This window comes from Megasphaera sp., assembly GCF_047831605.1.
Classification (GTDB): domain Bacteria; phylum Bacillota; class Negativicutes; order Veillonellales; family Megasphaeraceae; genus Megasphaera; species Megasphaera intestinihominis.
On record NZ_CP181255.1, the window covers coordinates 1724381 to 1739291 of the forward strand.

Sequence of the window (14911 nt, forward strand, 5' to 3'; positions counted from 1 at the left end):
TCTTCCCCCGATGATATCTTGCAAAAAGAGAAAGCCGGCTCCCCTCGCCGGCTTTTTTCTATTTCTACGGAAAATGATTTTGGCGAAATTTTGAGAAAATTTTTTTGGACAATCGCAAAAACCTAGGAAATACCTATATCTTTACCCATTCGGTATTCATTGACAAGTCTGTCTATTCGTGTAATAATGAGGAAGACGAAGGGGAGATTCCCCCGAAGGCTTGATGTTTGGAGGTGAAAACCATGCATGTTATTTCCGACGAATGCGTAAAATGCGGCGCTTGCGCTAGCACTTGCCCGACCGGTGCCATCGAAGAAGGCGAAACGAAATACGTTGTAACTGATTCCTGCATCGACTGCGGTGCTTGCGAATCCGCTTGTCCTACAGGCGCTATTTCCGCTGAATAATTGCTTCGGCAAAAGGTTGTCGCATAAGGCTTCGGCTATTGTGCGGCAGCCTTTTTTTATTGAATTTTCCCTGTTTCTGTGATAGGATAAAAGCACTGTAAGATGCATAATAGGAGGAGTTTGCTTTGTATGTATTAGGCATTGCCCTGGCCGTGACCGTTGTCGATCAGCTTACGAAATACGCTATCCATCAGGCCATGGTCCTTCATGAATCCATTCCGGTCATTCCGGGATTTTTTCATATTACTTATATTTTGAATCGCGGTGCTGCTTTTGGGATTTTAGAAAATCAGCAGTGGCTCTTTTTAGTCATGGCCTTGGCCTTATTCCTGCTCTATGGTCTATTCCGCAAGAAATTGCCGGCGACGCCCTGGGTCTATGGCGGGGCGGGGCTGCTTTTGGGCGGTGCCTTGGGCAATGCCCTGGATCGGACGCTCCGCGGGGCAGTAACAGATTTCTTCGATTTTCGTATCTGGCCCGTCTTCAATGTCGCTGATATCGGCATTGTTGTCGGCGTCGTTCTTTTGTTATGGTATAGTTGGACCCATATTTCAGATAAATGAGGATGAAGACATGGAAGAAAAGAATTTAATTGTCACAGAACAGGAACAGGGCAAGCGGCTGGACGTCTATTTGACGACGGCCCTGGATATTTCGCGCAGTTATGCCCAGCAGCTCATTCAGCGCCAGGGAGTCACAGTCAATGGAAAGGACGCCAAAGCCAACCGCCGTCTCAACGAAGGCGATCAGGTACAGGCTGTCATCGAACTCCAGGAAGAATATAAGGTGGTCCCGCAGGACATCCCCTTGGATATCGTCTATGAAGATAAGGACATCATCGTCGTCAATAAGGCCCGCGGCATGGTCGTCCACCCGGCTGCAGGCAATCCCGACGGGACCCTGGTCAATGCTCTGCTCTATCACTGCCAGGGCGAGTTGTCGGGCATCAACGGCGTCATCCGCCCGGGTATCGTCCATCGCCTGGACAAGGATACGTCAGGCGTCATGGTTGCCGCCAAGACCGATGAAGCTCATAAGGGGCTGGCCGAACAGATTAAAGAACATTCGGCGCACCGGACGTACTGGGCCCTGGTCCACGGCAATATTTCGGAAGAACGGGGCGTCGTCGATGCCCCTATCGGCCGCCATCCCAAAGACCGGGTCAAGATGGCCGTCACCTTTAAGGGTGGCCGCGAAGCTGTGACCCATTTCAAAGTATTGAAGCGCTATGGCGATTACACCTGGGTCGAATGTAAGCTGGAAACGGGCCGGACTCATCAGATCCGCGTCCACATGGCTTATATCCACCACCCGGTCGTCAACGACCCTTTATATGGGTATAAGAAGGACGATTTCCCTATCGACGGTCAGGCCCTTCACTCGCATAGTCTCGATCTGGTCCATCCGATTACGGGGAAGGCCATGCATTTTGAAGCGCCAGCGCCGGCTGATTTCCTGGCCTGCCTGGAACGGGCGGAAAAGAAAGACTGACAGGTGGTGAGTCACATGTGGAAAGAAAAGACACTGCTCATGGACGAAAAAGCAATCGGCCGGGCTATCCGCCGCATTGCCCATGAAATCATTGAACGCAATAAAGGCCTGGACAAGACGGTACTCGTCGGTATCCATACGCGCGGCGTCCCCCTGGCTCAGCGCCTGGGCCGGGAACTGGCAGCTATCGAAGGCCGGGATGTGCCCGTGTATGATCTCGATATTTCGGCTTATCGCGACGACGACCGCAAGAGCCCCATCGCCGTCAGCGATGCCGGCAAATTCGATGCCGACGGCCAGACGGTCATCTTAGTCGACGACGTCCTGTTCACGGGACGGACGGTCCGGTCGGCCCTCAATGCCATCATGGAACTGGGGCGGCCTCAGTTCATCGAACTGGCTGTCCTCGTCGACCGGGGTCACCGGGAACTGCCGATCCGTGCCGATTATGTCGGCAAAAATGTGCCGACGTCGCGGAAGGAAGACGTGTCGGTTCAATTAAAGGAAACCGATTCGTGCGACCGCGTCGTCTTGCGGGAACAGAATTGATTTTCCCCTTATTTCTTGCTATACTTAAGTGAACATCGCACGAAGTTTTCGACCATCTTATCTGGTTATCCTGGCGTTAATGTTTGAAGATTGATGTAAATTTTTAACCATCCGCTAACAACTGACTGCTAGCCACTAACCACTTAAAAGAGCTTGTCGCACGTGCGACAAGCTCTTTTAACTATATCCTAGAAAGAAGGGGTTATCATGAAAAAAATTGTCAATGATGTCAACAACGTTGAAGAGGAAATGATTCAGGGCCTGGTCAAATCGGCACCGAAGAAGCTGCGCAAACTCGATTATGGGACCATCGTCGTCCGGGCCGACAAAAAAGAAGACAAAGTCGCCCTGGTCAGCGGCGGCGGCAGCGGCCATGAACCGGCTCATGCCGGCTACGTCGGCACGGGCATGCTCGACTGCGCCGTGGCCGGGACGGTCTTCACGTCGCCGACACCGGACCAGGTCCTGGAAGGCATCAAAGCCGTAGCGACGGATAAAGGCGTCCTCTGCGTCGTCAAGAACTATACAGGTGATGTCATGAACTTTGAAATGGCCATCGAAATGGCAGCCGATGAAGATATCAAGGCCGACTATGTCGTCGTCAATGATGACGTCGCCGTCCGGGACAGCCTGTATACGACGGGCCGCCGCGGCGTAGCCGGTACGATTTTCGTCCATAAGATCGCCGGTGCCAAAGCTAAACAGGGCGCTGAACTGCCGGAAGTCAAGGCCGTCGCCGAAAAGGTCATCGCCAACGTCCGCTCCATGGGCATGGCCATCGAACCGTGCACTGTTCCGGCTGCGGGAAAACCGGGCTTTGAACTGGCCGATGATGAAATGGAAATCGGTATCGGCATCCATGGCGAACCGGGGACGCATCGGGAAAAAATGCGTCCGGCCAATGAAATCGCCAAGATGCTCGTCGACCAGATTCTGGCGGATCTCGATTATAAAGGTCATGAAGTCGTCGTCCTCATCAACGGTATGGGCGGGACGCCGCTCATGGAACTGTACATCGTCAACAACTTCGTACAGGATTATCTCAAGGAACAGGGCATCAGCGTCTACGACACGATGGTCGGCAATTATATGACATCCATCGAAATGGCTGGTTTCTCCATCACTCTCCTGCGCCTGGATGACGAAATGAAGGCTCTCTACGATGCACCGGCCGATACGCTGGCCTGGAAAAAATAAGAGGGGATGAGTTCATTGGATACGAAACAGATGGCAGCCATCGTCGAAGGGATGGCTAAGAAAATCGAAGCAGAAAAAGAATATTTGACCGAGCTCGACAACGAAATCGGTGACGGCGACCACGGCATCAACCTGGCCCGCGGCTTTGAAGCCGTCGAAAAGAAGCTGCCTTCCCTGGCAGGCGGTGACATCGGTGCCCTGCTCAAAGGCGTCGGCATGCAGCTCGTGTCGACAGTTGGCGGCGCATCGGGCCCGCTCTACGGGACGGCCTTTATGAAAGCCGGCATGGCCTGCAAGGGCCTGACGGAAATCGACGGACCTGCTTTCGTCAAAGCCATGGAAGCCGCTGTCGACGGCATCAAGATGCGCGGCAAGGCGACAGAAGGCGAAAAGACCATGCTCGATGCCTTGTGCCCGGCACTGAAAGTCCTGCAGGATGACGTAACGGCCGGCAAATCATTGAAAGAAGCCTTGCAGGATGCAGCTCAAGCTGCGGAAAAAGGCGTAGAATACACGAAGACCATTATCGCTACCAAAGGGCGTGCCAGCTATTTAGGCGAACGCAGCCTGGGCCATCAGGATCCGGGCGCTACGTCGTCGCTCTATTTGCTGCAGGTCCTGGCTGAAATGGCCTGATCTTTAGGAGTGAAGGAAAAGATGGTAGGAATCGTATTGATTTCCCACAGCCAGAAGGCCGCTGAAGGGGCCGTTGAACTGGCCCGCATGATGGCGCCTGATGCGCCTATTGCCGCTGCCGGCGGACTCGAAGACGGCAGCCTGGGAACGAGTTTCGAGAAAATCACGGCGGCTGTCGAAGCCGTAGATCAAGGCGATGGCGTCGCCTGCATCATGGATATGGGCAGTGCCGTCATGACGGCAGAAATGGTCGCTGAAAGCCTGGACGACCGGCAGATACAGCTCCTGGACTGCCCCTTCGTCGAAGGGGCAGTCATCGCCGCCATTGAAGCAGTTGGCGGTACGCCTCTGGCTGCCATGCAGGATAAAGTAGAAGCCAGCCGGGACAGGAAGCTGTAAGGTATCATGATGAAGCGCTTCTTGAAACGCCTGCTCCTGTTCCTGGTCTGCCTGGCCGTCATCTTGGGCGGTATCGGGGCTTATATCGGAAACATGGCTTATGAAGAATTTTATGATGCTCCCTGGGACCAGCTCCTGGGCATCGAGAACCACAGCCGAGACGTGTCCACCGTCCGCCAGTGGGAAAAGGAACGGGGCTGGGAACCGGTCCGGGTCAATGGTCAGGACGGGACGATCCTGCGCGGGACGTATATCGAGAACCGTCATGATTCCCATAAGACGGTCATCCTCATCCACGGCCTCTACCAGAATCGGTCCATGTGCCTGCCTTATATGGAAGTCTATCGCCGCCTGGGCTATAATATCCTGCTCATCGACCTGCGGGGCCACGGCGAAAGCGAAGGGGCCCATACGGAATGGGGCATCCGGGAAATCGATGACCTGGCCATGTGGTGCCAGTGGCTGCGCAACCGCGATGAACAGATGAGCATCGGCCTGCACGGCGTCTCCCTCGGAGCGGCCATGGCCCTGCTGTATGCAGGCAGTGAATACGGCAAGGACCTGTCCTTTGTCGTCGCCGATAGCTCTTATGGCAATATCATCTCCCTGGGACGGGAGAAATTGTGGCAGGCTTCAGGAGATAAGCGGGCTATCTGGAGTTATGACCTCCTGGACCCCTTCTTCCAGGCTGCCATGTTCTACCATACCCACAAGACCGTGTCTTCCCTGGAACCGGCGCAGGCTGTGAAGCGGATGAAGATGCCTGTCCTCTTCCTTCACGGCAGCGACGATGCCCTGGTGCCGGTCAAGACGGCAAAGAGCCTCTATGATAATTGTACGAGCCCGAAAAAAGAACTCTATATTTTTGCTGACTCTCCTCATGCTGTCGGCATTGAAACAGACCGCAGCGATTACCTGCGCGTCGTCAGCCGTTTCATAGAAAAGGATGTCCTCAATGACTAGGAAGGCGTCGGACTATGCATTTCCGATACTTGACTATTTCCCGCCATCCTGCTATTATTAGTATAGTAAATGACCGCCGTCTACTACATGTAGTAGACGGCGGTCATGCGTTTGCTATGCGCAGTGGAGGAGGAAGATTATGAACGAACAAGAATGGCTCGGTGCAGAGAATCAGCTCGGCCTGGATATTTGGAAGAATAAATATTGCGATAACGGCGAAACCTTTGACCATTGGGTCGGCCGCATCAGTGGCGGCGATGAAGAAGTCGCCGATTTGATCAAAACCAAGAAATTTCTCTTTGGCGGCCGCATCCTGGCCAACCGGGGACTGGAATATGAAGGCAAGAAGATTACCTTGTCCAACTGTTACGTCATGACGCCGCCGGAAGACAGCATCGAAAGCATCTTCGACCGGGCCGGGAAATTGGCCCGGACCTACAGCTACGGCGGTGGCTGCGGCATCGATATTTCCCGCTTGAGTCCGAAAGGGGCGCGCATCAACAACGCGGCCAAAGAAACGAGCGGTTCTATTTCCTTTATGACCCTCTATTCCCTGGTCACGGAACTGATCGGCCAGAACGGCCGCCGCGGGGCCTTGATGATTTCCATCGACTGTGCCCATCCTGATGTCCTGGATTTCATCAAGCTCAAGACGGACCTCAATAAGGTGACTAAGGCCAATATTTCCATCCGCCTGAGCAATGAATTCATGGAAGCCGTCAAGGAACACAAACAGTTCCGCCTCCATTTCAAGCGACAGGAAACGGGGCAGGTCATTGAAAGCCTGGTCAATGCAGCCGACGTCTTCCGCCTGGTCGCAGAAACGAACTGGGACTATGCCGAACCGGGCGCCCTGTTCTGGGACCGCATCAAATCGTGGAACCTCCTGGCCCACACGCCGGAATTTTCCTTTGCCGGCGTCAATCCCTGCGCCGAAGAACCGTTGCCGGCCGGTGGCTCCTGCCTCTTGGGCAGCATGAACCTGTCCAACTTCGTCAACGATCCCTTTACGCCGAACGCTACCTTTGATTTCGATGAATTCAAGCGCTGCGTCCGCATTGCCGTCCGGGCCCTGAACGATGTCCTCGAAGAAGGCCTGCCCCTGCATCCCTTGGAAGAACAGCGGGAAAGCGTCAAAGCCTGGCGCCAGATCGGCCTGGGCATCATGGGCCTCGGCGACATGCTCATCCAGATGGGCCTGACTTATGGCAGCACAGACGCCGTCGCCTTCTGTCATGATATCGGCTTTGCCATGGCCGATACGGCTATCGCTGCGTCGGCAGAACTGGCTCATCAGCGCGGTGCCTTCGAAAAATGCCATATCGATGAAATCATGAGTACGCCTTATTTCAAAGCCAACACGACGGAAGCGACGGCCAAACTGGTCAAGGAATACGGCCTGCGCAATTCCCAGCTCCTGACCATCGCCCCGACGGGGACTTTGTCGACGATGCTCGGCATTTCCGGCGGCATCGAACCGATTTATGCGAACTTCTATGAACGCAAGACGGAATCGCTTCACGGGACGGATGTATATTACAAAGTCTATACGCCTATTGTCGAACGGTATATGAAGAAACACCATATCAAAGACGACAGCCAGCTGCCGGAATACTTCGTCACGGCGTTGACCCTGGATTATCATGAACGCGTCGAAATGCAGGCAGCCTGGCAGCAGCACATCGATGCGTCCATCAGTTCGACAGTCAACGTGCCCAACAGCTTTACCGTCGAAGATACGGAAGACCTCTACCTCTTGGCCTATGAAAAGGGCTGTAAGGGCCTGACCCTGTTCCGCGACGGCTGCAAGCGGGCCGGTATCCTGACGACCCATGAAGAAGAAAAACGTGTACCTACGGCTGGTGAAGGCCTGGAACGCGGTGAAATCGTCAGCATCGACGACAACGTCATCGGCAAGAAACGGAAACTCATCACGGGCTGCGGCAGCCTGCACTGCATGGCTTTCTTCGATCCCCAGACAGGGGCTCTCCTGGAAACATACCTCAGCAAGGGCTCGACAGGCGGCTGCAACAACTTTATGATCGGCTTGTCGCGCATGATTTCCATCAGTGCCCGCGCCGGCATCGATATCTATACCATCGTCGACCAGCTCAATTCGACAGGCAACTGCCCGTCCTATTCGGTGCGCCGGGCGACGCGCGGCGATACCAGCCGCGGTTCGTGCTGCCCCATGGCAGTCGGCAATGCCCTCCTGGACATGTTTGACGAAGTCCAGGAAGAACTGCATCAGACGGCGTCTGTCGCCAGCGGCCATACACCGGTCAAAAAGACACCGGTCCGGCCGAAAGCCGAAAAGAAAGTCACCGCTGAAAGCATGCTCTGCCCGCAGTGCGGCGAACCCTTAGTCTTTGAAGGCGGCTGCAACACCTGCAAAAACTGCGGTTGGAGTAAATGTAATTAGAGTCTGATTTCGCCTCTGGTGACAGCCGTCTTGCATCATCTTGCCCCGTTTCTCTTCGTCAGCCGCTCCTCGACGTAGCTCTGCTACGCCTTGCGGGCGTCTTCCTTGAGAAACGGGGCAATCTGACGCAATCCAACTGCCCCCAGAGACGGCATCAGACTCTGGGCTGTGGGAGATTTGGAAAAGCCAATGAGTCGTGCCACTGGCTGACGCTGGCCTGGCAATCCAACTGCCCCCCAGAGACGGCATCAGACTCTATGCAATCTCTGGAAAATTGGGAAAAGCCAATGAGTTGTGCCACTGGCTGACGCTGGCTTTTAGGAAATGGGCAATCCGGACTGTAGGGGTCGCCACGTGGGCGACCCGCTGGAGACTGATAGTGATAGCCCATGGCAGGATGATGGGGCTGATTTATCGGCTACGAGCACGCACCTACGGCTGTTGGGGGATGATCCTGTTAAAATTTGTCTTGACAGGCAGGGCGTTTGTGTTTATAATAGACGTAATTTTACAGAAGGCGATGAAGGAGAAGCAAATTATGGGTCCTTTCAGAGAGCTGCCGGGTGGTGTGAGGCAGCAGGGCTGTAAGGCGTTCCGCTCTGGAGCTGCAAATGATGAATTTGACGGGTACGCCCGATATAGCGGTACAAGTTGGCCGAAAGGCAAGTTGGGTGGCAACGCGGGAATATCGACTCTCGTCCCTTTGATGGGACGGGAGTTTTTTTATTGGTATGGCAGAAGACTTCCCCTGCGGTCTTCTCATAGTAAGAGGTGGAAATATGAAGAGAGTGTACAATTTCAATGCAGGCCCATCGGCAATGCCTTTGGAAGTCCTCAAGGAAGTGCAGGACGAATTTCTCGATTTCAATCATACGGGGATGAGCATCGTCGAAATCAGTCATCGCAGTGCTGCCTATCAGGAAATGCAGGACGACACGGTGGCGACGCTAAAGAAGCTCCTAACTGTTCCTGACGATTACCATATCGTCTTCATCCAGGGCGGCGGCAGTATGCAGTTCGTCATGCACGCGGCCAATTTCCTCAAGAAACGCGGCGGTTATTTGAATACCGGGGTATGGTCCAACAAGGCCATGGAAGCGGCTTCCTTCTTCGGGGAAACCTATGAAGTCGCTTCGAGTAAAGCCGATCACTTTACGTACATCCCCAAGGCAGACAGCTTCGTCGTCAAGCCCGATACGGACTATATTTACATGACATCGAACAATACCATCCATGGGACGGAATGGCATGATTTTCCGTCTTTCGACGTTCCTTTGTTCTGTGATATGTCCAGCGATTTCCTCAGCCGCCCGGTAGATGTGAAGAATTTCGATTTCATCTATGCCGGTGTCCAGAAGAACGTCGGTCCGGCCGGCGTCGTCGTCGCCATCATCAAGGACGACCTGCTGAATAAGGTCTGCCGCGATTTGCCGCTCATGCTGCAGTATAAGACCTATGTCGACCACGATTCGACATACAATACGCCGCCGGTGTTCAATATTTATTTCGTCAATAAAGTAGCTCACTGGCTCGACGACCACGGCGGATTGCAGGCCATGTATGAACGCAATCAGAAGAAAGCCGCCATCGTCTACGGCGTCATCGACGACAGCCACGGCTTCTACCGCGGCCATGCCCGCCAGGATTCGCGCAGCCTGATGAATGTCACCTTCAACTTGCCGACGAAGGAACTGGAAGCACAGTTCGTCGCCGAAGCAGCCGAACACGACCTCATCGGTGTCAAAGGCCATCGGTCCATCGGCGGCTGCCGGGCGTCCATTTACAATGCCGTCACCGAAGAAGGCTGCCAGGCCTTGGCCGATTTTATGAAACAATTCCAGAAGAAACATTAATGTGTCAGTAATAGGGGGAGAAAGAACATGAAGATTTTAGTCAGCGATGACGTATCGATGAAAGGCGTAGAACTCTTACGCGAAAACGGTTATGAAGTAGATGTCAAGAAGAACCTCGATGAACAGGGCCTGATCGACTGCATCGGCGAATACGACGGCCTCATCACCCGTTCCATGACCCACGTTACGGAAAAAGTCATCGAAGCGGCTACGAAATTGAAAGTCGTCGGCCGTGCCGGTGTCGGCGTCGACAGCATCGACTTGAAGAGCGCAACGTCCCGGGGCATCGTCGTCGTCAATACGCCGACCTCCAATACGCTGGCTGCCACAGAACACACCTGTGCCATGATCATGGCCATCACCCGCCACATCCCGCAGGCCCACAATTCGCTCATGGCCGGCAACTGGGACCGCAAGACTTTTACAGGCATCCAGCTCCAGAACAAGACTATCGGCATCATCGGCGTCGGCCGTATCGGTTCGCGCATTGCCAAACGCATGCAGGCTATGGAAATGAAGACCATCGGTTATGACCCGTACATCCCGGAAGAACGGTTCAAACAGCTCGGCGTCGAACAAGTCGACTTGGATACCCTCCTCAAACGGTCGGACTACATCACCATGCATACGCCGCTGACCAAGGAAACGCGGGGCCTCATCGGCAAGGAAGAAATCGCCAAGATGAAAGACGGCGTTCGGGTCATCAACGTCTCCCGCGGAGCTGTCCTCGATATTTATGCCTTGGCGGAAGCCCTCAAGAGCGGCCATGTCGCCGGCGCTGCTATCGACGTCTTCCCGACGGAACCGCTGACCAAGGACATCAACCCCTTCCTGGGCATGGACAACGTGGTCATTACGCCGCACCTCGGCGCATCGACAGTAGAAGCTCAGATCGGCGTTTCCATCGATGTCGCTGAAGGCGTCATGGAAGCCCTCAAGGGCGAACCGGTTGCGACGGCTGTCAACATGGCCCCGGTACCGCCCAATGTCTACAATGTCATCCATCCTTATTTCGACCTCATGGAACGCATGGGCAACCTGGCCGTTTACCTGGCCGATGCGCCGATGAAGGAAATCGAAGTCGAATACACGGGCGAACTGGCCGATACGGAAACGCGCCTGCTGACGACGGCCGTCCTCAAAGGAGCCCTCAATCCGATCCTCCAGGAATCGGTCAACTACGTCAATGCCGCCGAAGTCGCCAAGACGCGCCACATTGCCATTAAAGAAATCAATAGCCAGTCCAATGGCTATTTTGTCAATTCCGTCACCGTCCGGGTCCGCACCAATAAAGGGGAACACGCCATCGTCGGCGTCTTGTTCAACGGCACGGAAGCCAAGATCGTCCAGATCGACGAATACCGCGTCGACTTCACGCCGGAAGGCTACCTGCTCCTGGTACCGCATGTCGACCAGCCGAATATGATTGGCCAGATTTCGACCATCCTCGGCCAGGCTCACATCAACATCATGGGCATGCAGGTCGGCCGGATGACCAAATCGGGCAACAACATCATGGCTATCGCCGTCCAGGACGATATCCCCAACGATATCATGGTCAAACTCCGCTCGATCAACGGCATCCTCGACATGAAGCTCATTCACTGCGATATTCACTAACAGGGGGAACACTATGGTACGCATCATACTCATTCGCCACGGCGAAACACAATGGAATATTGAAGGCCGCTACCAGGGCCAGGAAGATACGCACCTCAGTGAACGGGGCCTCAAGCAGGGCCATATGGTCGCTGAAGGACTGAAAGACACGCCCATCGACGTGGCCATTTCCAGTCCTCTCGAACGGTCGTACATGACCTGCTCCTTCTGCGCGGACCTCCACGGTCTGCCGGTCCTCAAAGACGACAGGCTCCTGGAAATCAACCACGGCGACTGGGAAGGGAAGCTGGCCGATGAAATCGAAGCCAAGTATCCTGAAGAATTCCACCGCTGGCATACACAGCCTCATACGGTGACCATGCCCGGTCAGGGCGGCGAATCGCTGGAAGACGTCCGCGTCCGCGCCCGTGCCGCCTTTGATGATTACGTCCGGAAATACGACGGCAAGACGGTCCTCGTCGCCGCTCATGATGCCGTCAACAAGGCCATCATCTGCGATATCCTGGGTCTGGATATGAGCCATTTCTGGCAGATCAAGCAGGATAATACGTGCATCAACGTCCTGGAATGTCAGGATGGCGTATGGCGCCTGGTCCTGCTCAATTCTACGAATCATATGGGGTATTTGTTCAGCGGTATTGAACAAAAAGGCTTATAAGGCTATAATACGAGGGGTATAAAAGCATATTTACTGAGGAAGGAAGAAATTATCATGTTAGATACGAAATTCATCCGCGAACATGCGGAAGAAGTCAAAGAAAATATTAAGAACCGCCATGCCAAAGCCGATGTCGACGCTTTCGTCGCCTTGGACAACCAGCGCCGCGACATTCTTCAGAAAGTCGAAGCCATGAAGAACGAACGCAATACGGTCACCAAGGAAATCAGCCAGCTCAAACGCAACAAAGAAAACGCTGACGCCCAGATCGCAGCCATGAAGAAGCTCGGCGACGACATCGACGTCCTCGACAAAGAAGTCAAGAAAGTTGAAGCTGACATGCGCGCTATCCAGCTCATGATCCCCAATATGTGCCACCCCTCGGTCCCCGTTGGCAACGACGACAGCGACAACCCGGAAGTCCGCAAATGGGGCGAACCGACGAAATTCGATTTCCAGCCCCTCAATCATTGGGATGTCGGTGAAAAACTGGGTATCCTCGATTCCGAACGGGCTGCTAAAGTCACGGGTGCCCGCTTCTATTATTACATCGGCGCCGGCGCCCGCCTGGAACGCGCTGTCTACAACTTCATGCTCGACCAGCATACAGAAAAGGACGGCTACACCGAAGTCATCCCGCCGTACATCGTCAACCGCGATTCCATGACCGGTACAGGCCAGCTGCCGAAGTTCTACGAAGATATGTACAAGCTCAACGTCGAAGGCGAAGAAATGTACATGATCCCGACGGCAGAAGTACCGCTGACCAACTACTACCGCGGTGAAATCATCGACGGTGCCAAGCTGCCGGCCTACTTCACGGCCATGACGCCGTGCTTCCGTGCCGAAGCCGGTTCGGCTGGCCGCGATACGCGGGGCCTCATCCGTCAGCACCAGTTCCACAAAGTTGAAATGGTCAAATACGTTGCTCCGGAAACGAGCTATGATGAACTCGATAAACTGACCAACAACGCCGAAGATATCCTCAAGGCCCTGGGCCTGCCGTACCACGTCGTCTGCCTCTGCACGGGCGATATCGGCTTCTCCGCTGCCAAGACCTTCGACGTCGAAGTCTGGTTCCCGGCACAGGGGAAATACCGTGAAATCTCGTCGTGCTCCAATACGGAAGATTTCCAGGCACGCCGGGCCAATATCCGCTTCCGCCGCACGCCGAAATCGAAACCGGAATTCGTCCATACCCTGAATGGCTCCGGCCTGGCTGTCGGCCGTACCGTCGCCGCTATCCTGGAAAACTACCAGCAGGCTGACGGTTCCGTCATCGTACCGGAAGTCCTCCGCCCGTACATGCATTGCGACGTGATCACGAAACAGTAGTAGGGGACGCCCAAAGGGCGTCCCGCAGTTCGCATTCGCAGGCCGCCGGTCGCGTTCGTAGGGGGCTGTCGCACGAAAAATTTTGCCATCATACACGGTCCCTTTTACTTTATAGTTTGTAGTACAGAGTTTGTAGAGCTGGCTTTAAATTTTTTACCATTTGCTGCAAACTAAAAACTGCAAACTTCAAACTCGAAAAAGGCGTTCGCCTGCGATAAACGATGAACGAAAAAACTCCTGCCCCGAGGCAGGAGTTTTTTTACTCTGTCTAGAAGTAATACTATATATGTATTTCAATTATTTTTAGATAGGAGGTTCACTATGGATCGCGTATTGACCTTGGAATTTGTCCGCGTTACCGAAACGGCTGCCGTCAAGGCTGGCCGCCTCATGGGGAAGGGCGACAAGATGGGCGCTGACCAGTTGGCTGTCGATGGGATGCATTCGATTTTATCGACGGTTCCTATTGATGGGACTGTCGTCATCGGCGAAGGCGAAATGGACGAAGCGCCGATGCTCTATATCGGTGAAAAAGTCGGCGCCGGCGGCACGGAAGTCGATATCGCCGTCGACCCGCTGGAAGGGACGAACCTGACGGCGAAAGGCCAGGATGGGTCCATTGCCGTCATGGCCATCGCCCGCAAGGGGAACTTGCTCCACGCTCCGGACATGTACATGGAAAAGCTCTGTGTCGGACCGCGGGCCAAAGGCCGCATCGACCTGACCCAGCCCGTTCAGGAAAACCTGCGCCGCATCGCCGAAGGCCTGGAACGAGGCATCGACGATCTGACCGTCGTCATCCTCGACCGGCCGCGCCATCAGGAAATCATCGACGAATGCCGCAGTGCCGGCGCCCGCATCAAGCTCATCACGGACGGTGACGTCTCGCCGGCTGTCGACGCCGGTATCGAAGGGTCCGGCGTCCACGTCCTCATGGGCATCGGCGGCGCTCCGGAAGGCGTCCTGGCTGCAGCGGCCCTGAAATGCCTGGGCGGCGATATGCAGGCCCGCCTCATTCCCTATACCGACGAAGAACGGAAGCGCTGCTGGGAAATGGGCATTGATGACATCAACCGCGTCATGACCCTCGACGACCTGGTCAAAGGCGACGACTGCATCTTCTCGGCGACGGCCATTACCGATACGCCCATGATGCGAGGCGTCCAGTACTTTGGCGGCGGCGCCCGCACCATGTCCGTCGTCATGCGCTACAAGAGCGGCACGATCCGCTTCATCGACACGTTCCACCGCTTCGACAAGAAGGCCAAATGGAGTATTCATTTGTAAAAGCCGTAGTTCGCAGGCCGCAGGTTGCTGTCAGCCGTCAGCAGCTAGCGGTCAGCAGCTAGCGGTCAGCAGTTAGCGTCCCGCTTGTAGGTTG

Annotated in this window: 14 protein-coding genes; all 14 read left to right on the top strand. The window is 54.8% G+C overall.

The features are described from left to right. Positions 1-242 precede the first annotated feature (242 nt). The gene (locus ACFWUB_RS08245; RefSeq protein WP_014015850.1) at positions 243-407 is read left to right on the top strand and encodes a DUF362 domain-containing protein; all 165 of its coding nucleotides are present in this window, start codon (positions 243-245) and stop codon (positions 405-407) included. 125 nt (positions 408-532) lie between these two features. Continuing rightward, positions 533-970, top strand: coding sequence for a signal peptidase II (gene lspA / locus ACFWUB_RS08250; RefSeq protein WP_416183799.1), 438 nt, complete (start codon positions 533-535; stop codon positions 968-970). A gap of 10 nt (positions 971-980) precedes the next feature. After that, positions 981-1898, top strand: coding sequence for an RluA family pseudouridine synthase (locus ACFWUB_RS08255; RefSeq protein WP_416183800.1), 918 nt, complete (start codon positions 981-983; stop codon positions 1896-1898). Between the two features lie 15 nt (positions 1899-1913). Next, positions 1914-2447: a bifunctional pyr operon transcriptional regulator/uracil phosphoribosyltransferase PyrR gene (gene pyrR, locus ACFWUB_RS08260; RefSeq protein WP_292261590.1), complete on the top strand. Its 534-nt coding sequence runs from the start codon at positions 1914-1916 to the stop codon at positions 2445-2447. 207 nt (positions 2448-2654) lie between these two features. Then, positions 2655-3644 (top strand): dihydroxyacetone kinase subunit DhaK, encoded by a 990-nt coding sequence (dhaK, locus tag ACFWUB_RS08265; RefSeq protein ID WP_020309676.1) that lies wholly within the window; start codon positions 2655-2657, stop codon positions 3642-3644. A 6-nt stretch (positions 3645-3650) separates the two neighbouring features. Further along, entirely contained in the window at positions 3651-4280 is a 630-nt protein-coding gene (dhaL, locus tag ACFWUB_RS08270) for a dihydroxyacetone kinase subunit DhaL (protein ID WP_239639869.1), read from the top strand. A gap of 21 nt (positions 4281-4301) precedes the next feature. Beyond that, positions 4302-4679: a dihydroxyacetone kinase phosphoryl donor subunit DhaM gene (gene dhaM / locus ACFWUB_RS08275; protein WP_020309674.1), complete on the top strand. Its 378-nt coding sequence runs from the start codon at positions 4302-4304 to the stop codon at positions 4677-4679. Positions 4680-4685: 6 nt separating this feature from the next. Continuing rightward, complete coding sequence (locus ACFWUB_RS08280) at positions 4686-5642, top strand: alpha/beta hydrolase (protein ID WP_020309673.1); 957 nt, start codon at positions 4686-4688, stop codon at positions 5640-5642. Between the two features lie 139 nt (positions 5643-5781). After that, positions 5782-8064: an adenosylcobalamin-dependent ribonucleoside-diphosphate reductase gene (locus ACFWUB_RS08285; protein ID WP_416183801.1), complete on the top strand. Its 2283-nt coding sequence runs from the start codon at positions 5782-5784 to the stop codon at positions 8062-8064. Positions 8065-8843: 779 nt separating this feature from the next. Beyond that, complete coding sequence (serC, locus tag ACFWUB_RS08290; protein ID WP_014015859.1) at positions 8844-9917, top strand: 3-phosphoserine/phosphohydroxythreonine transaminase; 1074 nt, start codon at positions 8844-8846, stop codon at positions 9915-9917. Between the two features lie 27 nt (positions 9918-9944). After that, positions 9945-11537, top strand: a complete 1593-nt coding sequence (gene serA / locus ACFWUB_RS08295; RefSeq protein ID WP_014015860.1) for a phosphoglycerate dehydrogenase — start codon at positions 9945-9947, stop codon at positions 11535-11537. Positions 11538-11550: 13 nt separating this feature from the next. Continuing rightward, a complete protein-coding gene (locus ACFWUB_RS08300) occupies positions 11551-12195 on the top strand; it encodes a histidine phosphatase family protein (protein WP_302527534.1) in 645 nt (214 codons plus the stop codon). Positions 12196-12249: 54 nt separating this feature from the next. Next, positions 12250-13530, top strand: a complete 1281-nt coding sequence (gene serS, locus ACFWUB_RS08305; protein ID WP_416183802.1) for a serine--tRNA ligase — start codon at positions 12250-12252, stop codon at positions 13528-13530. A gap of 321 nt (positions 13531-13851) precedes the next feature. Beyond that, positions 13852-14817, top strand: coding sequence for a class II fructose-bisphosphatase (gene glpX, locus ACFWUB_RS08310; protein WP_020309666.1), 966 nt, complete (start codon positions 13852-13854; stop codon positions 14815-14817). The last annotated feature ends 94 nt before the right edge of the window (positions 14818-14911 follow it).